A 21,533-nucleotide genomic window follows, 5' to 3' on the forward strand; every position below is an offset into this window, starting at 1 on the left:
TAGGTTAGAAACAAACCACTAAGTCTTTTACTAAAAAGCCGAGTATCTTGCGATGCTCGGCTTTTTAAATGTTAACGTCAATTAAGCCGTTAGTCTTCTTCCACTAAAGTCATCAATGACGTGTTACCGCCCGATGCCGTAGTATCAATACTAATGGTTTTTTCGGTTATTAAGCGTTGAATTAAATTATCCATATATTCTGAGCTTATCACCGGTAAAATAGCACCTTTTCGTTGGGCTAATTCTTCACTAATATAATGCTTACGATCACACTGACTATCAACAACCACACCCGATAACGTTGGGTGAGCTAACATTGTTGATAAATGGCGCAGTCTTGCTACTTGGAAAACGTTTTTATCTTCACCTGTAGCAATAAACTTATCTCTAAAGGCTAATGCTTCATCATAAAACAAATCAGAAACCACGGTGACAACGGTATTACCTGTTGCTAGTGCGGTAACAATTGAAAGTACCCAAAAGTGAAAGGTCGAATTTTTATCAACGAAACAGATAACATTACCACGGTTTTCCAGATAAATAATATTAGATTCACCTGTTGGCCCTGGTAATACTTTCGGCTTTTTCAAACGTTTTTCAATATCGATTAATTGCGAACGCGCTGCTGTTAACGTCAGCGTTAAATCATCAGCTAAGTCGTCAACAATATCAACGTGAGCAATTTTTGCTAACAACTGACGCACACTAGAAATACGGGTATTTAAATCTGTTAAACGCCAGTTTTTCTCAGCATTACTGGCGTTTTCCATCACCGTTATTGCTTCAGCTCGTGATTTTTCATCACAAACTAAGGCTTTTAAATGCGATGGTTGCAAGTTAAATTGCTCAGCATCTGGTGTGGCTTTTTCTTTAACTAATCGTGTTAAATAGTTCGGACCACCCGCTTTAGGGCCTGTACCCGAAAGGCCACGACCACCAAAAGGTTGTACGCCAACAATTGCGCCAATCATATTACGATTGATATAAACATTACCTGCGCGTGAAAGCTTGGCTAAGTCAAAAGCACGGTGTTCAATACGGGTATGAATACCCATGGTTAAACCAAAACCAGTACCATTAATTTTATCAACCACTTGCTCTATGTCACTGCCTTTAAAACGTACTACATGAACACAAGGGCCAAAAACTTCTTGTTTTAGTACGCTGATATCACTAATTTCATATAACCTCGGCGCGAAGAAAAAGTGTTCATTGTCTGCTACTTCCTCTGAGATATTACATTGATACAAGAGTTGGCCATTGGTTTTCATATACTCGCTATGAGCATTAAGTGCATCTAACGCCTTTTGATCAATAACCGGACCTACATCAGTACTTAATTTTGCAGGGTTGCCAACATGTAATTCTGCTAATGCACCTTTAAGCATGGTAATAACATTATCAGCGATATCTTCTTGTAAAAACAATACCCGTAATGCAGAACAACGTTGACCTGCTGATTGAAAACCTGAAGAAATAACATCATCAACTACTTGCTCAGGCAAAGCGGTAGAGTCAACTATCATACAGTTTTGACCACCGGTTTCCGCAATCAATGGCACTTGGTCACCGCCACGTTCAGCCAAGGTCTGCGAAATTACCGTACCTGTTTCAGTAGAGCCGGTAAACATTACTGTTTGAATACGCTCATCAGGAATGATCACACTACCTACTTGGCTACCTCTAGCAATAACTGCTTGCACAACGCCTTCAGGTAAACCAACAGATTTCATTAATTCAATGGTGCGTAAAGCGATTAAACTAGTTTGCTCAGCAGGTTTGGCTAGTACGGTATTACCCGTTGCAATAGCAGCAGCAACTTGTCCTAAAAATATCGCTAATGGGAAATTCCAAGGGCTAATACATAACACTACACCACGAGCTTCTACACGTTCGTCTTCTGCTAATTCAATAGCGCGCTGGGCATAATAACGACAAAAATCAACTGCTTCACGTACTTCATCAACGCCATCTTGAGCAATTTTTCCCGCTTCCTTAATACATAACGCAATAAGTTCGTCAGTATGACGCTCAAGAATATCAGCAACACGGCATAATAAATCAGCGCGATCAGATACCGGTGTTTTCGACCAAGTGGCAAATGCCGTTTCTGCGGTATCTATCATCGCAAGCATGTCGTCTTTATCGTGATGCTTATGAAAGCCGATAATTTCACTATGATTGGCTGGGTTCTTAACGGCGCTAGTACCCTCTGGCAATTCATTCTTATTCAGTAAGTTATCAACAAACCAGTTATCTAATGATGCTTTTAACGGAGTAATAGCATTAATATCGGTTAAATCTAAACCTTTAGAGTTATCGCGGTCAGCACCATCTTCGCCATAATATAAGGCGATAGGTTTGGTTATTTGCTTGTTGTACTTATCTTTTAAACGCTGCGTTTTCTCAACTGGGTCTTCAAGTAAAGATTCAACTGGCTGAGATTCATCAACAATAGCATTAACAAAAGAAGAGTTAGCGCCATTTTCTAATAAACGACGGACTAAATATGCTAATAAGTCTTCATGTTGGCCAACGGGCGCGTATATACGACATTGAATCCGTTCATTGCTAACAATTTGATCGTACAAAGAGTCACCCATGCCGTGTAGACACTGGAATTCAAAACCTTCTTTATCATCACCCGCAAGCTCTACAATAGTTGCCGCCGTATAAGCATTATGGGTAGCAAATTGCGGATAAATAGTATCTCTGTAATCTAATAATTTATTCGCACAGGCATGGTAAGAAACATCAGTTGATGACTTACGCGTAAAAACAGGAAAATGCTGATGGCCGTCTTTTTGGGCATTTTTAATTTCACTATCCCAATATGCGCCTTTTACTAAGCGAACCATCATTTTTCGGTCGACACGAACGGTTAATTCACGTAACCAATCAACAACAAAAATAGCACGTTTTTGGTAAGCTTGTAACGCAATACCAAAACCATTCCAACCTGCTAGTTCGCTATCACTAAATACCGCTTCAATAACATCAAGCGAAATGTCTAATCGCTCAGACTCTTCTGCATCAACCGTTAAACCAATATTATAGTGTTTTGCTTGCAAACAAAGTGCTTTAAGTTTTGGCACTATTTCAGCCATTACACGTTCTTTGTGAGTAAATTCATACCGAGGATGAATAGCCGAAAGTTTTACTGAAATACCCGGTACTTTACGTGGATCGTTTTTACCTGAAACAACAGCTGCATTACCAATAGTAACAATGGCATCTTGGTAAGATTTTAAATAGCGCTCAGCATCAGCCATGGTACGAGCACCTTCACCAAGCATGTCGTAAGAATAAACATAACCTTGTTGCTCTTTCGTGGCGGCACGTTCGGTTGCAGCGGTAATAGTTTCGCCCATAACAAACTGCTGCCCCATAATTTTCATGGCATAGTTCATTGATTTACGAATAACGGGTTCACCTAAACGCCCGATAGTTCTTTTTAATAACCCGAAGCTATCTTGCTTGCGATTGTCGGCATAATTTACCATAGAGCCAGTAATTAGAAGTCCCCACGAAGAAGCATTAACGAATAATGAATCGCTGCCACCTAAATGAGTGCTCCACTGGCCTTGAGATATTTTGTCGCGAATTAACGCATCTTGGGTATGTTTATCTGGCACGCGTAGTAAAGCTTCGGCCAAACACATTAATACCACACCTTCTTCACTTGAAAGCGAGTATTCTTTTAATAAAGCATCTATTGCGCCGTTACCGGCTTGGTCTTGACGAATTTGTAATACCATTTTTCGAGCTCTTTCCCAAGCCCTACTCCTGGCACTAACATTAACTTCTGCTAAAGGGAGAATATGATCTACGGCTATATTCTCATCAATACGATAAAATTCACGAATTTTCTGACGAATTGGACAGTCAGTAATAAAAGAACCATTAAAAAGCATGTGCTTGCCCTAAAAATAAGATGAAATAGTATTCAAAACCATTCAAAGTTAATTACAATAAAAATTATTCGCGCATATTAATTCAAACGCTACAGAATGTCCTACTTAAATATTGCCTTTAAACAGAATATATTGCTTCAAGACAACATATTATTCACGACAAGCTGACTTTCATACAATTAACGTAGATTTATTTACCGTTTAATTACATTAGTAACAAAGTCTAACAGGCCATTTTTATACACTAGGTAAGCTAAATGGATGCGGATTATGGATACGATGCTGTAATAATAGCGGGTTATTTAGGAAAGTTATTTGAAGTTTGGTGTGTGGAATTTGGTAAAAATTTCATAGCAAAACAGAGTCAACAGCTATTCGTGACTCTACTTTGCTATGTTTGTAGCTGCTAATTATGCTGACTAAGAGTTTTGCAACCAAATATCTGCATTGACTGAGGTTTTGTTTTTACGCTTTTTCTTACCGCTGCCCTCAGGTTTTGCCATTGGCTTAGTTGCGGCTAAGTATTCTTCACTGATACTATCATCAACTTCAAAGCCTTCTATTTGCTCTCGTTCTAAGCGAATTTTGTTCTTCTTTTCGATAACACTAAAATGATGATAGTCTTCATAATCAATTAACGATAATGCCAAGCCAACTTCACCAGCACGGCCACTTCGGCCAATTCGATGCATGTAGTCTGACGGGCTTCTTGGTAAGTCAAAATTAATCACAACAGGTAACTTTTCAATATCAAGACCACGGGCCGCAATGTCAGTGGCAATTAACACATCAATTTCGCCGGCTTTAAACTCTTCAAGAACTCGGCTACGAGCGCCTTGGCCTTTATCACCATGAAATACTTCTGCAGTAATTCCACGTTTAGAAAGCTTAGCTGCTAAATGCTCACAGCTATTTTTAGCATTAACAAAAATAAGTACTTGTCGCCATTGATGTTGTTTAATCAAAAAAGCTAACAATGCGGTTTTCTCACCTTTATTAACGGTAAAAACTCGCTGCACTAAGGTACTGGTGTCGCTACTTTGTAATTGTATTTCAATCGGGTTATTGAGTAATTCTTGCGTTAAGGCTTTTACTTGCTCTGGAAAAGTTGCAGAAAACAGTAAGGTTTGTTTTTTCTTTGGCGTTAATGCTAGCAGCTGTGATAGCTCTTCAGTAAAGCCTAAACTTAACATTCTGTCAGCTTCATCGAGTACTAATGTGTTCACTTTATCAAGCTTAATCGCATTGCTTGAAATCAAATCAAGCAGTCGACCTGGCGTCGCCACCAAAATATCAGTGCCACCACGTAATGCTAGCATTTGTGTATTTGCTGATACTCCACCAAAAACTGCAAGTGTTTTAATTGCACCATTAAAATGCACAGCATAAGATTTAATACTGTCGGCAACTTGTTTAGCCAGTTCACGAGTTGGTACCAAAACCAAGCCAGTAACATAGTTACCTTTGCTAACACTATTACCTGATGACTTTTCAGTATGTAATTGCTGCAATAAAGGCAGCGCAAATGTTGCCGTTTTACCTGACCCCGTATTTGCTCCAGCAATTAAGTCACGCCCAGCGATAACGCTTGGAATAGCTTGCGCTTGAATCGGCGTTGGCTGCTGATATTCCAGCTCAGCTAATCGTGCTAATAAAGGAGGAATTAGGCCAAGTTCTGTAAAGCTTGCAGGTGTTGTGACAGTGGTCATTAATATAAAGAGCTCAAAGCTAAAATTATGGCTGAGTATTTTACCGTATTTATGCTGTGTTAAGTTAGTAAAATCGACAAAAGCTTTTATACCCCTTCCCTTCGAAGATGCAATTTCAGAGTTAACCTAGCGCATCAAATTAATTAAATAAGCCTACTAGCCAGTCAAAAGTTAAGACTGTAGTAAAAAGTTTAAGTGCGATTAAAGATATAAACAAAAATAACAGCGCTATTTTAACTTTCATACTTTGAATATTCTTCCAAAATAGGAGTTTAGCTTTAAACTCACTCTTTAACTCGTTAATAGATTCCTTCATAAAAGTCCTTTTTGTTGATGAATAGTTTGCATAAATATCAAGTAGCCTGACATAGCGCTTTACTAGAATACAAAGCCGATTGGATTTTAGTTAACAAAGCCGCCGTAGATTTTATTTTTAATCGGTCGTTTAACTAAGTAAATAGCTTCATTATTTCGCATTTCCTTAATTTTACTAAAAGATAGGTAATCAGGTATCAATTTGAAATAATCATAGTTATTCACATCATCAAATTTAATACTATTTACCACAGCATTTTGCCATTGGTAGGTAACCCTTCCATAAACTATCGCCACAGTATCATCAGTAACATTGACTACCTTAGCTAATCTATATTTATGCTTACTTTTGAGTACATCACCGATTAGCCTCATGTCTAAAAAGTAAATATCATTCACTTTGGGGGTCAAAATCAAAATGGAAGCTTCTGCTTGCTCTACCTTATAAAATGCATATTTTCCATAGACAAAATAGGCAACCACAAATAAACAAACCAATAGAACAAGCTTATTTAACGTGATTGAAAACTTTGTATTTACTTGTTCTGATTCAAGGCTGTGTAACACTTTAATTATCCTTTTAAAGTTAAAAATAGTTATATTAGGTGTTTTGATTTAGTCATATAGACGAAATGGGGCCTAATAACGGGATAGCATGATGAAACGTAACACATTTTTGTTTGTCTAGATACTCATCAAACATCTACTAAAGCGGCCTAAGTTGAAGGCCATCATGAAACAAAATCAATACTGTATTGATATAAAAATTTAAATTTTGAAAAGCAAAAAAGCCCTAACATTGTTATTATGACCGCTTTCCCTATAAGGTAGCAGCACTGCGTGGCAGCTTTTCAACTTAGAGATTATCAACAAGAAGCCGTTTCTTCAGTGCTGAAACACTTTCGAAAAACCGACGAATCTGCGGTAATTGTATTACCTACCGGCTCAGGTAAAAGTTTGGTCATTGCCGAGCTTGCTCGCTTGGCAAAACGAAAAATACTGGTACTCACCCATGTGAAAGAATTGGTCGAGCAAAATCATCAAAAATATGAAACCTATGGCGTTAGCGCCGGTATTTATTCTGCAGGATTAAAACTAAAACAGTTAAATGATAGAGTATTTGCCATCGTTGGCAAACTTCTTCTAAAGGCCAACGCCAGTTTCAAAATCTACACCTAAGCGATAATAATCAATTAGTTAGTTCTTACATTCCAAATAAAGAACTCTCATACAAGTCAATATAATCACAATAAAGGTTAACAATATTCGGAAAATTATTAATGGCTACTTACTAGTTTTAGAATAAACATTCTATCTTGGTAACGCCCCAAAGCAGCATATAAACACAAAAAATAGTGGCCAATTTAGCTTAACCACTACAATTAGTATGGACATAACAATGACTATAACTGAATAGCTCGCACTATCTATTTATAATTAATAAATACTAACTAGATATATTCAACTTAAATTCATTTCAAAGTTAAGCCTGTGTTAAACCCAATTGCTCTAACGTTTGATTTAGATGAACCATCGCTTCATCGGTAGGACCAGGGTAATCACCTGCAATAGGGACATTCCCCAAGTAACCCAAATCTTTAGTACCTTCTGGAGTACAAAAGAAAGCAGCTAAAACCAACTTTCTAAATCGACTAAATGCTCGAGCAATTCGGATAAACTCTTCAGCTAAATCATCTTTTTGATAAGCGATATCATCCACTATGTTGAGTTGTTCTATAGGTGACAACGCAACAAAAGTTTGAGTAAACCTTAACTGGGCTTCATCATTAAGCCAAACCAAAGTAGACAATATGGTTAAACGATCACCTTGCTGCCTTTCATAAGGCGCACTAGCCCATTCATCAATCACATCGGGAACATTAACTTCAGTTGCTGAAGGTACATCACCCTCTCGAGGGACTAAAATATCAGCAAGTACCGCAACTAAGGTGAGTTGTTCGGCCGTTAATGTTTTAGGCCAAGGTGATTTAGGCGGAATGATCATACTGGGATCTTTACCATAACCTTTCACCGTTATCGGCGGCAACGTTAAATCAGGCCAGTGACCTTTTATTGAATCACCTACCGCATTAGCTATCGTGCTCGTACTATCACTATCTTCACAACCGACCAGAGAAGGTAATAACGCACTAGCAGATAAAATACCTAACCATTTTAATGACTCACGGCGAGTAATCGTAGATTTGTATTGAACATCATTCTTTTCTTTAATTATCTTAGCCATGATTACAGTGCTCCTTTACTGAGTTGAGTTGCTAGCCAAGAAGCATTTCTCATGGCTAACGTCATAATAGTAAGGGTGCAATTCTTATGAGGATTAGAAGCAAAAACACCCGCGTCCATCACAAAGACATTTTTACAATCCCATGTTTGGCCATATTGGTTAGTAACCGAATCTTTAGGCGACTCGCCCATGCGAGTACTACCCACTTCATGAATAATTTGGCCACCTTTTAAAATAGCTTTATCTGCACTCGGCAAAGGACTGGTAAAAGTTGCTCCCATGGTTTCCAATATCTTTCTTGCGGTTTTTAAGCCATGTTCGACTTGTTTAAGTTCGTGATCAGCCCACTTCCAATGAAACTTAGCAACGGGTATGCCCCATTTATCAGTGACCTTGTCGTCAATTTCCATATAACAATGTTCATTAGGTAGCATTTCACCACGCAGTGCTAAATAGACGCCAGCGCCATAATATTGCTTGGCTTGGTCTTTAAGCTCTTTACCATAACCTTGCAAGTTACCACTAACACCAGAGCCTGGAGCTCTAAAACCACTGCCTATTTCAAAGTGATAACCACGAGGAAAATCGAGTTCACCTTTAGCGTGTTGTTTATGTCCCCACCAAGGAATAAATAAGTGGTTTGCAGTATGTCCGTCTTCATTATAAATAGGACGACCTTCAAGCGCAGGAATATGAGCCCCAACACCTGTGCCGGTTGAGTCCATTAAGTTCCTGCCGACTTGACCGCTAGAATTAGCTAAACCATTTGGATGATGAGCATTTTTAGAGTTCAATAATAATCTTGCTGATTCACATGCACTTGCCGCTAAAATAATAACTTTGGCCGCTAGCTTAATATCCTTGCCCGTTTTTTTATCGACGTAAGTTAACGCGTTAGCTTGACCATTTTCATCAACATCGACCATTCGAACCATAGCATCAGTAATAATTTTTAAATTACCGGTCGCCTTTGCCATGGGCAGTAATGACGTAGTCGTTTGAAAAGCTGCACCAATTGAACAACCATGACCACAAGGTGTCGCATAAAAACATGCCTGCCTGTTATCTTTAGGTCTAGTTAAAACGGCCCTGTGCATTGGCGCGGTGGCAATGCCTAATTTTTTAGCTGCAGCTGCGACTAAAAGTTCTGGGACACGCGCTTTGGGTGGCGGTTGTAAAACGCCTTCTGCAGAATCAGGCATATCGTCTAAACCGGTATTGGTGCCACAAATCCCCACAAGTGTTTCTGTTTTATCGTACCAAGGCGCTAACTCTTCGTATTCAAATGGCCAATCGGCACCTAAACCGTCTCGAGTTTTTCCTTTAAAGTCATGTTCACTAAAACGTAATGAATATCTTCCCCAATGGTTAGTTCGTCCGCCTAACATGCGTGCGCGCCACCACATAAAATCTGAATTTTCACCGGTGGTATAAGGCTCATTAGGCACTGTCCAGCCGCCATCAACCGTGGCGTCATAAAAACCGAAGTCTTTATCAACATTGCCTGCGCCCATTAATGGTGCTTGAGCATTTGTTTTAAACATCGGCGTTTCAGTTTTAGGGTCATAGTCTCGACCTGCTTCTAACATTAAAACTTTATGACCTGCTTTGGCTAACGTATATGCAGCCATTGCGCCGCCAGCTCCAGAGCCAACGACCACTACTTCATAATAAAAATCTTTCATTGTTTATCCCTACGCTATAACGTTTTTATTTTTATATTTTTGAAAGCAACTGTATCGTTATGGTCTTGCAAACCAATATGACCTACGTCTGTTAAGGCAAAGCCTTGCCAATTTTTAAATTTACTTTTTGCAACAAGTTGCTGCCACTTTTCACTACCGACAACAACATCGGCAGTGAGTACATCGTTTTGCCAAACTTTAAGTGATTTATTAAACATACGAATACGTACAGTATTCCATTCACCCGCAGGCTTATGAGACTTCACAGGCGATGCGGTAATGTCATAAATAGAACCTGACAAATGAGAAGCGAGTTTGTTATCGCTATGGCGTTCATTATCAAGAATTTGCACTTCTACGGCATGGGAATATATTTGGCTTCCGCTTTCGTCAGCCATAATAAAAATACCGCTATTACCCGCTATTGATATTTTCCAATCTAAGGTAAAATCAAAATTTTCATACTTTTCTTTAGTTAGAATGTCGCCAGCACCTTTCTCGCTAAGCCTCATTTCGCCTTGTTGCACTTGCCACTTATTACTAATTGTTTCTTTTTTGAAGTTACGCCATTGCGACATATCTTTACCATTAAAGAGTAACTGCCAACCTTGAGACTTTTCTTCTTTAGTCAGCGTATTATCATGGGCAGAAGCTAATATGGGTGTGCTAATAAAAAACAACAGAAAACTTGTTTTAATAACACTAAATACTGACTTTTTCGAAAAGGTTAATTTATTCATTTATTGACTCTTTTAAAGTAAATTAAAGTTGTTTAAGAATGCTATCTAAACCGATTTTTGATTGTTCTACTGCCTGTAATGGCGTTAAATCATTAGGGTATTCTTCTTGTTCGATAACAAACCAAAGTGTGCCACCAACAGTAATATTTGTTTTTGATAACGTTAACCAATCAATCGTATCTTGACCAATAATCGGCAACTTACCTTGGGTATCTTCTGGGTATAAAGCTTTATAATGAGTAGTTAGCGTTCTTTGTGGATAACGTTTTACATAATCAACAGGGTCTTTCCCTGCGAAGGTTGTCCAACCCACATCTTGTTGGAGAATAACGTCTTTAACTGTATTTTTAGCTAAATAATCCCAATAGGTAGAACCTTTATAAGCATTAAATTCATGTTGGTGGTTATGAAACCCAACTTTCATGTTCAACGGCGCCAGCCTTTTAGACAGTTTGTTAAGTAGAGTAACAACATCTTTTATGCCTTGAGGGTGCCAAGCACGTTCGTCCCAAGGAACAATAAGTATATCGACACCGAGTATTTGATAAAATTTGACGGTTTCAGCAAAGTTATCTTCGTTTAGCTGCTCAAATGAAAGGTGAGCACCGCTGCCCTCTAGACCAAAGGTATCGAGTACTGCTTTTATGCGTTGAGGATCACCCGAAAACTCTCCGAATTCATTTGCAAACTCAACCCCAGAAAACCCCATCCCTGCCAATTGCTTTAATGTGCCTTTAAAGTCAGCTTTTACATCGTCTTTTAACGACCAAAGTTGCACACTTATTTTAGGCATTAATAATTTGTTCTGTACGATGTTTTTAGAAAAACATATCGGTGAAAAGGCTAATAATGCCGACATTAATATGGTGAATATTTTCATAGTTGAGCTCTTCGTTAGATTTTTATTATTTTATTTGGTGCCATACAGCCGCACTTTGCTGTAAACGTTGTTTTCTCATAAATAGAACAAGTCCAATAAAAGCAAAAACAAGTACCAATGGAAACAGACTCAAATTCGCCAATGTCGCTTGACCTGCCGCGAGCTCAGCTACTTCAGGGGTACTATTTACCGCTAATGCTTGTTGGCGTGCGTTATCAATCCAGCCACCAACAACTGGGTTCCACATACTCACGGCAAACATCCCTGCTCCGCCTAACATCGACATGCCTAATGCACCCGATTGCGGAATATTTTCAGCAACAAAGCCAATCATAGTTGGCCAAAAATAAGTAACACCAAGCGCAAATAATAAAGCTGAAACATAGACCATATTACCAGTCGCTATACTCATCGAATAAATACCTAAAGTGGTAACAATGGCAGAATAAAGCAGTACGCCAGCAGGATTAAACTTAGTGATTATTGGCCCTGCAAAATATCGTCCTACTGCCATAACACCTGTGATCATTGCCATTATTAGCATTGGTGAAGCACCAGATGCGCCAAGAATACGTTCAATCCATTGTTGTGTACCTAATTCACTTGTTGCTGTTAAGGTCATACAAAAGGCCATAAATAAAAATAACGGCGAGAAAAGTGCTTTAATATTTGTACCTGTTGAGGTTTCAACATTTTCACTTATCGGGAATTTCTGACTCAGAATTAAATAACCATAAATTACTGTTGGAATAAGCATAATGGCGATTTGTGCTTGCCAACCAAAACTCATATCAGTCATGGTTTTAGAAATTAACGCTCCGATGACAATGCCACCTGGAAACCAGACATGAAAACGATTAAGCATGGTTGTTTTGTTTTTATGATACATATCGGTAATTAACGGGTTACACCCCGCCTCGACTGCACCATTGGCAAAACCAATAAAAAAGCTGGAAATGAGTAATGTCCAAAAGCCCTCAGCAGACATGGTTAAGAGCAAACCAATAATATGACCAACAAAGGCAATAAGGACTAATTTTTTAGCACCTAAAAAATTATAAAGTAAGCCTCCAAACATAGTAGCAATGGGGAAACCTAAAAATGCCATAGCATTTATCCAACCCAACTCGGTATCCGATAAAGCAAAATTTTGGCTCAGTTGCCCTAAAATTCCGGCTCTAATTGCAAAAGTCATTGCCGTTACTGTTAATGCTAAACAGCTAGCAATAAACAGCCTATTTTTATTGATTTCTGCTGTCATAATTTCCTGTTCCTGTTTCCATTTAAGCGCTTCTAGTTTTATCAACCTTAAAGCTCAAGTCCTAAAATTTTACGGTTCAATAAAGGGTTTTCATCACTTGAAACAAAGTCATCAAAAGCATGTTCTGGTGTTCTAATTAAATGGTTGGTAATAAAGGGAGCTCCTTCTTTTGCACCATCATCAGAGTGTTTCAAGCAGCACTCCCATTCAAGCACCGCCCACCCGTCAAAACCATACTGCGTCAACTTACTAAAAATTTGCTTAAAGTCTATTTGACCATCGCCTAAAGAACGAAAACGTCCAGGTCGGTTTTGCCAATCTTGATACCCGCCATACACACCACTGCGTCCATTAGGCCTAAATTCAGCGTCTTTAACATGAAAAGCTTTAATGCGCTCATGATAAATATCAATAAAAGCTAAGTAATCAAGTTGTTGTAAAACAAAATGGCTAGGGTCATATAAAATGTTAGCCCGTGGATGATTTCCAGTAGCCTCAAGAAAGCGTTCAAACGTCACGCCGTCATGTAAGTCTTCACCCGGGTGAAGTTCGTAACAAACATCAACCCCCGCATCTTCAAATTTATCTAATAATGGTAACCAGCGTTTTGCCAGTTCAGCAAAACCATCTTCTATTAGCCCTAGAGGGCGTTGCGGCCAAGGGTAAATAGTTTGCCAAAGTAACGCTCCAGAGAAAGTGGCATGTGCTTTCAAACCAAAATTAGCACTGACCTTTGCTGCCATACCTACTTGTTCTATTGCCCACTCCATTCTGGCTTGTGGGTTATTCTTTACTTCATCAACAGCAAAACCGTCAAACTGCTTATCGTAAGCCGGATGAACAGCCACTAACTGCCCCTGTAAATGCGTTGATAACTCACTTATTTCAAGGCCAGCTTCACTGACAACGCCTTGAACTTCTTCACAGTAAGTTTGGCTTTCATAGGCCAGTGTTAAATCAAATAATCGTTTATCCCATGTTGGGATCTGTACGGATTTGTAACCTAAACTCGCCACCCACTGACAAATATTATTTAAATTATTGAACGGTGCTTGGTCTTGGACAAATTGTGCGAGAAAAATCCCGGGCCCTTTTATTTGTGTCATCTTAGTTTTGCTCCGGAAGGTTTTGATTTAGATCTAAAGCAAAAGGGTGCCACTTTAGATCTGATTGACTCGCCATCACGACATTCTCAATAAATGCCATACCACGCACAGCTTCCTCGATTCCAGGTACATCAAAAGTAGCGTTATCACTTTGCTCACCATTATTATGCGCTCTGATCTGAGCAACAAAATTCTGATAGATATTGGCAAATGCTTCAAGGTAACCTTCAGGATGTCCCGCTGGTGTGCGCATTGCCCGCTGTGCCTCAATACACATTTCGCCGACACCCGCACGAATTTGCAATGTTGCTTCGGTGTTAGATTTCAGCCATAACGTATTAGGCTCAAGCTGTGACCATTCAATACTTTTTTTATCACCGTAAATACGAAGCTTTAAGTTGTTCTCATCGCCAAGTGATATTTGGCTAGCTAATAAAACGCCTTTAGCACCATTAGATAATTTAAGCATAACAGTGCCATCATCGTCTAAGGTTCGCCCTACTATAGTTGAGGTTAAGTCAGCACATACATCAGTTATTTGTAAGCCAGAAACATATTCGGCTAAATTAGCGGCATGCCCCCCTATATCGCCCATACAACAGCTAACACCTGACTTTTCAGGGTCTAAACGCCAGCTAGCTTGCTTACTTTGTTCGTCATTTTTTGACGCCAACCAGCCCTGGCTATATTCGACAACCACTTTAACAATATTGCCCAAATCGCCTTTTTCAATTAAGTGCTTAGCTTGCTTGATTAGAGGATAACCATTGTAGGTATGCGTTAATCCGTAAAGGCATTCATGGCGCTTAATTAAGCTTGCTAACGCTAAAGCTTCAGGTAAATTTAACGTAGCAGGTTTGTCACTCAGCACATGAAAACCATTTTCTATTGCTGCTTTGGCAATAGGGAAATGCAGATAATTTGGCGTAACAATAACGACAAACTCCATTCGTTGTGTTTTGGGTAATGAGGCTTCAGTTTCGAACATTTCATCATAGCTGGCATAACAACGATTCTCAGGCAAATAAAGCGACAAGCCTGAAGACTTACTTCGTGCTTCATCTGAACTAAACGCACCACAGACCAATTCTATTTCACCATCTATAAACGCAGCAATACGGTGAACCGCGCCAATAAAGGCGTTTTTCCCACCGCCAACCATACCCATACGAACTTTTTTCATCATGAAACTCAACACACTTAAATTAATACTCACAAATACTATAGGGGTTTATCTAAAAACTGTGTTATTAATAAATCGGTTTCTAATGCAACAAATTCGGCGTTTGATTTTTTAGTCGAGTGCAAAAATATAAAATAGAGTTGAAATGAACGATAAAAATTTTGATAGTTTTGTAAATCAGATGGGGGTTGAACAATTGATCCGCATGTTTGATCTATTACCTGATGTGCTTTTTTGGATTAAAGATAACTCACATAATTTTATACATGCAAACCAGACATTTATAGAGCACAAAGGTGTTAAAGGCATAGAGAAGATTATAGGTAAAACAGATTATGATTTTTCCCCAGCCCACATCGCACAGCAATTTATCAGAGATGATGAGAAAGTATTAGCGGGTAAAAATGTTACTGAGCGATTAGAAATGAATATGACTCAATCGGGAGATACCGCTTGGTATGCCACATCAAAGCGCGCGATTACCAATGAAAATGGCGATATTATTGGTACTTATGGCATTACTCGTCATTTAGAAAAACAAGCCAAAGCTTTGTCAAATGTTGATGCAGTAAAAGCACCTGTTGATTATATTCGACAGAATTTTCAGCATCCTTTTACGATTGAAGAACTTGCTGAAGTCGCCTATTTGTCGGTAAGTGCTTTAGAAAGACGTTTCAAAAAATACTTAGCTAAAACACCGAAACAGTTTATCAATGAAGTAAGGCTTGAGAACGCACGAAAGCTACTGATAGAAACCAATATGCCTATCTCGCAAGTTGGTGACGAAACCGGCTTTAGTGATCATAGTTATTTCAGTAAGCAGTTCCGCTTATTCTTCGGTGAACTGCCTTCAGATTTCAGACGTAACAATATTCATTTATAGGCACTTTATCCATGTTTCTTCGGTAATTGTAAAATAGTTATTTGTTAATATTAATACTTTTTAGGATAGAGAGCATCTTTGAAAAAGACTAAACCTTACAACGAATTTATCAAAAATCGAATTGAAATAGCGATTTGAACTCTAAATAGAAGGCCTAAAGTTTGTTTTAAATTTTGGACTTATCCGCAATTTTGCTATTATGCCTGTTTTTAGTTCCCGATAAGGCGGCAGCACTGCGTGGCAGTTTTTCAACTTAGAGATTATCAACAAGAAGCCGTTTCTGCGGTGCTGAAACACTTTCGAAAAACCAACGAATCTGCGGTGATTGTATTACCTACTGGCTCAGGTAAAAGTTTGGTCATTGCCGAGCTTGCTCGCTTGGCAAAACGAAAAATACTGGTACTCACCCATGTGAAAGAATTGGTCGAGCAAAATCATCAAAAATATGAAACCTATGGTGTTACCGCCGGTATTTATTCTGCCGGATTAAAACTTAAAGAAACTCAGCACCAAGTCACGTTCGCCAGCATACAATCGGCAGCCCGCAATCTAGAAGACTTTAATGAGCCCTACTCTTTAATTATTATTGACGAATGTCATAGAGTTAACTTAGCTAGCGCTGACATGTCTAATGAACAAGCTAATGAAAAATCTAAAGATAAAACTAAAGTCGAATCCAAAAACGGTTCTCAAAACGGCTCTAAAGAAGAAAATAAAGAGCAATCACAAGAAAGTGCAAGCAAGCAGTCCAATAGTAATCAGTATCAACAAATCATTGAAAAACTGATGCAAGTTAATCCTGAAGTAAAATTACTAGGTTTAACCGCAACCCCTTATCGTTTAGGCATGGGCTGGATTTATAAAAAACATTATCGTGGTTTTATGCGAAGTGAAGAAAAACGACCTTTTGAGCACTGTATTTATGAACTCCCCATTGGTAACTTAATTAAACGTAAATATTTAACCGAGCCCAATTTAGTCGATGCCACCATAGAGCACTATGATTTTAGTAGTCTGCGAGCAAACGCCTCTGGCGAATATAGTCCTACGGATATGAATCACCTATTAAACAAAAATCCCCGGGTGACGCAAAGCATTATTGAGCAAGTCATTGAGTTAGGCGATAAACGCCAAGGTATTATGGTGTTTGCCGCTACCGTTGAGCATGCAAAGGAAGTCTTTAGTTATTTACCTGCCAAACTGAGTGCGTTAATTACCGGCGCTACCGACAACACTGAACGCGATAAGTTAATTAAAGCATTCAAGCGTAAAGACATTAAATACCTGGTAAATGTTTCTGTATTAACCACGGGGTTTGATGCGCCCCATGTCGACATGATTGCCATATTACGTCCAACACAATCAGTGAGTCTCTACCAACAAATCATCGGTCGTGGTTTACGTTTGAGTGATAACAAAAAAGATTGCTTAGTAATTGACTATACCGGTAATGATTTTGATCTCTATCATCCCGAAGTTGGTGAAAAAAAGCCGAACAGTAAAAGTCAGCCGGTGCAAGTGGTTTGCCCAAGTTGTGAATTTCCCAATATATTTTGGGGCATTTGTGACGATGCCGGTTATTTAGTGGAACACTACGGCCGACGATGCAAAGGCCTCGTCGATGCTGGCAGTGAAGAGCAAGCATACTTAGTAGAAAGCCAGCGTCAATGTGACTATCGTTTTGTATTTAAAGAATGTCCACATTGCGGTGGTGAAAATGACATAGCGGCTCGTAACTGTTTACAGTGCCTTGAAGTATTGGTTGACCCCGATGATATGTTAAAAAAGGCACTGAAACTTAAAGATTCAAAAATTATTCGCTGTGCTGGTCTTAATTTAACCAGAGTGAATGGCAAGGTCAGTAATAATCTCGGTGATGCGAGAGCTGATAAAGGCGCTGATAAGTTAAAAATTACTTACCATGATGAGGAAGGCGCTGAGCTTACCGAGTCTTTTGACTTCGCTAAGCCGAATCAAGTTAAAGCGTTCAATGCCATTTTTGCTAAACGCCTCAGCGCTAAAATTAGTGTTCAATTGGGCGCTACTGAATCGTTTGAAGTAACTACGCTTGAACAAGCATTAAAGTTAGCTAACATATTGCCGTGCCCTGACTTTGTTATTGCCAGAAAACAAAAGTTCTACTGGCGTATCAAAGACAGACTTTTTGACTATCAAGGTAAATACCGAAAAGCCAATGAGCTTAAGTAAATTTAATGGCTAGATGCAAAATAAAATTATAAGTGAGTGTCTAGCCAAAATACATTATGGTGGCAGAATAACTTCTACGCTGCTAATTTTCGACTATTTTACCGCTACATAGGGTTCATACTCTTCAATAAACTCCTCTGGAGTAACATCCAAAATGGCCTCATTTCTAATAAATACAATATTGGCAAACATTATTATATTATTTATACGCAACGGATAACCAAAATTCTGCCTATGTAATTCCGAGATTAAAGCTGCACGGTCAAGCCTGAAAAAACTTTTAGCTAATTCATTATCACAATTAAACAGCTTAACAAACTCACCTTTTAACGCTACGTTGGGCATTCTTACTCTTAACTTTTGTCGTAACATCGGCTCCCATTGTTGGCTCTTATAATGACCGTATGAAATCCCTTCAAAGATTTGAACCATTGTCCACTCATTAGTTTCTAACGATGCATAAACACCATTTAATTTTCTAGATTCGTCAGGGTAGTCATTCCAATCATCTTGATATTTATATCTAAAATCATGCTCGACTTCATGCCAACCTTCAGATAAAACAGTACGTATTTGCAATTCAAAAGTCAGATCAACAAAATCAAGCACGCCTGACTTTAATGTAATATTTTGACTCTTCGGAATATCATATACTAAGTTATACCTAACAGGTTTAAATGTTTCAGGATTTAAATCATCAATACTGGCATCTTTTTTTCTTTCAGAATAACATTTTGAAATAACATCATGGACAACCTTAACATCATCAGCAAAATATAAAACTATCCTAACACCTATCAAATCTTGAATTTTACATGTAGTCCCGTATTTTGGATCAGACTTTATTTTCTTATCTAATGAGTTGCTATCTTTAACGCGTGAAAAAATCCTAAACATTATACCCATTTGATCTAATGCATTTTTAATATCGTTCTCTATTTTTTTAGCAAAAGTTTCAGGACTATATTTCATACTAAACTCTCCCTAAAAGAACTTTGATGTCAGTTAATCTTGATTTATCTATTGCAATGTACCCACCGTCAGAAGCATTAGCTAAGTAATTGACTTTTTTTAATATTTTTATCTCTTTTGTTATTTCTCTCTTATTATAGCCTTGTGCTTGTAACGACTTATAAATACTAGATAACGGTATATGTAACCGATCAAAACTGTTTGATCCCACATTCCAGAACTTTTCAAATATACACTTCGCCAATGGGTTTATGCCATCATCAGAATCATCAACACTTTGGTTTTCAATTTCATGGATAAAGCCATTATTGTCCACGCAGTTAAGAAAAATAAATAAATCACTATTTTTAAATTCACCAACCACAACACAATCATAAAATTTACAGCTTATTAAAGTAATATTCTTAATATTATCTACATAAAAAGTAACATTTGAAAAACTACAATTACTAAAAGAAATGTTGTTCACGCAGACAGTATCGAAGAAATCAATATTGTTGATATCGATAGAATTTATAGATGTATCGCTAAACTTATTACTCGTCACCCCTGCAAGCATTTTTATTTCATATTTAAAACGGTCAGATTCTGATAAAAATTCACTCATAGGTTTTAGTTTATTCCATAAAGCGAACCTATTTTCTTTTGTTCTAGGCTCAAATGAAGACATTGCGGGCTCTACAAACCTTTCGTCACTAGCTATCCATTCGCTAGTAGATGTTAAAATATCCTGAGCGATATAATTTCCGAACACGAACTCATTGATAAATTCAATCCGTCCATCCCCTTGATTACTTCTATCAAAAAAAGCATGTGTAGCAAGAGTGTTTGCTAATGAATCTATGGTTGGACGATTTTTAGCTGAATATAACTTCCTAGTATCTTCAAGTAATAAGCCACATTCACTTTTAAAGAAATCAACAACTTTTTCTTTTTGATCAGATGTGTAATCTTTAGAACACATATCACTAGCAAGCTTAGTTAACAACAATGATTGCTTTTCAGGAGGCATCAATAAATCTTGCCTATTCTGCTCGCGCTCAAGCATTGCCGAAAAGTAATGTTCGACTATTAAATTAGGTGTTTTACAAAGATTAGAGAAACTATCATCAGTTAAAGATCTCAAATAGGCTAATAATACTGGATTTGAAAGTTTCTCGATTTTAATACCACAGTTGATTAGCTGTTCACGACGAGAAAAGCTTAACCAATCTTCTATACGAGGAGAATTTAAACGAAACCTTCTGAATTTAAACTTATCCTCATATTTCTCCACCCATTCATTGAAAACAGCACCATCGAACATTGCAGAACGTCTAGAAGTGATAATTATTTTCGCATTACCGCTGAGCAAATCACTAATAGTCTCAAGCATCGGTTCAGCATTTTCATAATTATCTATATCATCTTTTGTTGCTGTATCGCTTAAAAGCTCATCAAAGCCATCAAGCACCATTATCACTCGACCATTTTTTAATTCATATTCCACCACATGAGACTTTACTTGATTAAAAGCACGATCAACTTCACGTATAAAAACATGGCTAAAAATTTTAGCCTGACGATCCCTAGAGAATTCAGTGAAAAAGGGTATTGGATATCCGTCTTTGTTAATTAAAGTTTTAATCAATTCATAAGAAGTACATGTTTTACCAAACCCTGCAGGAGCTTCAACAAGAATTAATTGGGCACCATCATTTCCAACGTTAGTTAATATGTCAGAGATTATATCTCCATCACATTTAATAGGACTGCTATGAGTATCATAAGGTGCGTTAATATAACTATATTCATTATCACCTTCAGGTAGTGACTTTAAAATACCACTGACGTATTCGTCATATTCGCCTTGAATTCTTTCCTTCCAACTAGATACATCAAAAAATCCTTCGAATAAACTTTTTTCAATTTCCTCAAAAGATTGATAAGTTTTAGTTTTAACAGAAACCCCTAAATCCATTAAGCTGTCAATTTTTTTATTTATAGCCTGCTTATCATCTGGATCATTCCCTAACTGAACAACCTCAGCATTATGAAAAAAACCTGATTTGAAAGTAAAAGTGAGGTAAGAGTTATTTGAATAATTCTTTTTGTATTCAAACCCATATTTCCTGTATTTTTCGATGATTTGTGACGATTCCAATGACATATTAATTTTCCATGTAGCGTAAGCTACTTTTTAGGTAAGAGGCTGTGGATTAAAGGCTCAGAAAATAACAAAGACAAGTCTCTTTTAATCATTTTACAACAATTTAACGTGGACACTCACCTTAATTCCTGAGCATCGTATTAAGATAAATGGAGAAATTCACACTTAACTATAAACGTCTATTTTATAAACTTTCATTTACCGTATTCTTATCGTTATTTAACATTTATTCAAACTAAAAATGAATATCGCATAGTTGATAAGAAAAAAACATGTCACGGCA

General features: G+C 37.9%; 14 protein-coding genes and 1 pseudogene. 3 read left to right on the forward strand and 12 right to left on the reverse strand.

Features of this window, described 5'->3' with window-relative positions; all coding sequences use genetic code 11:
• Positions 1–89: 89 nt before the first annotated feature.
• The 3 genes from putA to B7C41_RS03460 form a co-directional block, all read right to left on the reverse strand.
• Complete coding sequence (gene putA / locus B7C41_RS03450; RefSeq protein ID WP_085297391.1) at positions 90–3,914, reverse strand: bifunctional proline dehydrogenase/L-glutamate gamma-semialdehyde dehydrogenase PutA; 3,825 nt, start codon at positions 3,912–3,914, stop codon at positions 90–92.
• 419 nt (positions 3,915–4,333) lie between these two features.
• On the reverse strand, positions 4,334–5,623 hold the full coding sequence (locus B7C41_RS03455) for a DEAD/DEAH box helicase (protein WP_085297392.1): 1,290 nt from the start codon (positions 5,621–5,623) through the stop codon (positions 4,334–4,336).
• Positions 5,624–6,025: 402 nt separating this feature from the next.
• The gene (locus tag B7C41_RS03460; protein ID WP_085297393.1) at positions 6,026–6,505 is read right to left on the reverse strand and encodes a hypothetical protein; all 480 of its coding nucleotides are present in this window, start codon (positions 6,503–6,505) and stop codon (positions 6,026–6,028) included.
• Positions 6,506–6,778: 273 nt separating this feature from the next.
• Here B7C41_RS03460 and B7C41_RS03465 point away from each other — a divergent pair.
• Positions 6,779–7,093 (forward strand): annotated as a pseudogene (locus B7C41_RS03465) (DEAD/DEAH box helicase); the annotation flags it as partial.
• Between the two features lie 328 nt (positions 7,094–7,421).
• On the opposite strand, the gene B7C41_RS03470 reads toward B7C41_RS03465, so the two are convergent.
• The 7 genes from B7C41_RS03470 to B7C41_RS03500 are packed head-to-tail and all read right to left on the reverse strand — an operon-like array spanning position 7,422 to position 15,038.
• Entirely contained in the window at positions 7,422–8,183 is a 762-nt protein-coding gene (locus B7C41_RS03470; protein ID WP_085297395.1) for a gluconate 2-dehydrogenase subunit 3 family protein, read from the reverse strand.
• 2 nt (positions 8,184–8,185) lie between these two features.
• Positions 8,186–9,868: a GMC family oxidoreductase gene (locus tag B7C41_RS03475; RefSeq protein ID WP_085297396.1), complete on the reverse strand. Its 1,683-nt coding sequence runs from the start codon at positions 9,866–9,868 to the stop codon at positions 8,186–8,188.
• 14 nt (positions 9,869–9,882) lie between these two features.
• On the reverse strand, positions 9,883–10,608 hold the full coding sequence (locus tag B7C41_RS03480; RefSeq protein ID WP_085297397.1) for a 3-keto-disaccharide hydrolase: 726 nt from the start codon (positions 10,606–10,608) through the stop codon (positions 9,883–9,885).
• A 22-nt stretch (positions 10,609–10,630) separates the two neighbouring features.
• On the reverse strand, positions 10,631–11,488 hold the full coding sequence (locus B7C41_RS03485; protein ID WP_085297398.1) for a sugar phosphate isomerase/epimerase family protein: 858 nt from the start codon (positions 11,486–11,488) through the stop codon (positions 10,631–10,633).
• Between the two features lie 25 nt (positions 11,489–11,513).
• Complete coding sequence (locus tag B7C41_RS03490) at positions 11,514–12,749, reverse strand: MFS transporter (protein WP_085297399.1); 1,236 nt, start codon at positions 12,747–12,749, stop codon at positions 11,514–11,516.
• Positions 12,750–12,796: 47 nt separating this feature from the next.
• Positions 12,797–13,855, reverse strand: a complete 1,059-nt coding sequence (locus tag B7C41_RS03495; protein WP_085297400.1) for a sugar phosphate isomerase/epimerase family protein — start codon at positions 13,853–13,855, stop codon at positions 12,797–12,799.
• Between the two features lies 1 nt (position 13,856).
• Entirely contained in the window at positions 13,857–15,038 is a 1,182-nt protein-coding gene (locus B7C41_RS03500; RefSeq protein WP_407919550.1) for a Gfo/Idh/MocA family protein, read from the reverse strand.
• A 145-nt stretch (positions 15,039–15,183) separates the two neighbouring features.
• Here B7C41_RS03500 and B7C41_RS03505 point away from each other — a divergent pair, with 145 nt between their 5' ends.
• Both B7C41_RS03505 and B7C41_RS03510 read left to right on the forward strand, forming a co-directional pair.
• On the forward strand, positions 15,184–15,921 hold the full coding sequence (locus B7C41_RS03505; RefSeq protein WP_085297401.1) for an AraC family transcriptional regulator: 738 nt from the start codon (positions 15,184–15,186) through the stop codon (positions 15,919–15,921).
• Between the two features lie 237 nt (positions 15,922–16,158).
• Positions 16,159–18,129 carry a DEAD/DEAH box helicase gene (locus B7C41_RS03510; protein ID WP_085297402.1) on the forward strand — a complete coding sequence of 657 codons (1,971 nt, stop codon included), beginning with the start codon at positions 16,159–16,161 and terminating at the stop codon, positions 18,127–18,129.
• 93 nt (positions 18,130–18,222) lie between these two features.
• On the opposite strand, the gene B7C41_RS03515 is transcribed toward B7C41_RS03510, so the two are convergent.
• Both B7C41_RS03515 and B7C41_RS03520 read right to left on the reverse strand, forming a co-directional pair.
• Positions 18,223–19,101 carry a RelA/SpoT domain-containing protein gene (locus B7C41_RS03515; protein ID WP_085297403.1) on the reverse strand — a complete coding sequence of 293 codons (879 nt, stop codon included), beginning with the start codon at positions 19,099–19,101 and terminating at the stop codon, positions 18,223–18,225.
• Between the two features lies 1 nt (position 19,102).
• Positions 19,103–21,250 carry an NACHT domain-containing protein gene (locus tag B7C41_RS03520; RefSeq protein ID WP_085297404.1) on the reverse strand — a complete coding sequence of 716 codons (2,148 nt, stop codon included), beginning with the start codon at positions 21,248–21,250 and terminating at the stop codon, positions 19,103–19,105.
• Positions 21,251–21,533: the final 283 nt, after the last annotated feature.

Source organism: Cognaticolwellia mytili (assembly GCF_002104475.1).
Taxonomy (GTDB): domain Bacteria; phylum Pseudomonadota; class Gammaproteobacteria; order Enterobacterales; family Alteromonadaceae; genus Cognaticolwellia; species Cognaticolwellia mytili.

Bases quoted from the DNA above. Each gene is read 5' to 3' on its own strand.
- putA (WP_085297391.1), bottom strand. From the start codon at position 3,914: ATGCTTTTTAATGGTTCTTTTATTACTGACTGTCCAATTCGTCAGAAA.
- B7C41_RS03455 (WP_085297392.1), bottom strand. From the start codon at position 5,623: ATGACCACTGTCACAACACCTGCAAGCTTTACAGAACTTGGCCTAATT.
- B7C41_RS03470 (WP_085297395.1), bottom strand. From the start codon at position 8,183: ATGGCTAAGATAATTAAAGAAAAGAATGATGTTCAATACAAATCTACG.
- B7C41_RS03475 (WP_085297396.1), bottom strand. From the start codon at position 9,868: ATGAAAGATTTTTATTATGAAGTAGTGGTCGTTGGCTCTGGAGCTGGC.
- B7C41_RS03480 (WP_085297397.1), bottom strand. From the start codon at position 10,608: ATGAATAAATTAACCTTTTCGAAAAAGTCAGTATTTAGTGTTATTAAA.
- B7C41_RS03485 (WP_085297398.1), bottom strand. From the start codon at position 11,488: ATGAAAATATTCACCATATTAATGTCGGCATTATTAGCCTTTTCACCG.
- B7C41_RS03490 (WP_085297399.1), bottom strand. From the start codon at position 12,749: ATGACAGCAGAAATCAATAAAAATAGGCTGTTTATTGCTAGCTGTTTA.
- B7C41_RS03495 (WP_085297400.1), bottom strand. From the start codon at position 13,855: ATGACACAAATAAAAGGGCCCGGGATTTTTCTCGCACAATTTGTCCAA.
- B7C41_RS03500 (WP_407919550.1), bottom strand. From the start codon at position 15,038: ATGAAAAAAGTTCGTATGGGTATGGTTGGCGGTGGGAAAAACGCCTTT.
- B7C41_RS03505 (WP_085297401.1), top strand. From the start codon at position 15,184: ATGAACGATAAAAATTTTGATAGTTTTGTAAATCAGATGGGGGTTGAA.
- B7C41_RS03515 (WP_085297403.1), bottom strand. From the start codon at position 19,101: ATGAAATATAGTCCTGAAACTTTTGCTAAAAAAATAGAGAACGATATT.
- B7C41_RS03520 (WP_085297404.1), bottom strand. From the start codon at position 21,250: ATGTCATTGGAATCGTCACAAATCATCGAAAAATACAGGAAATATGGG.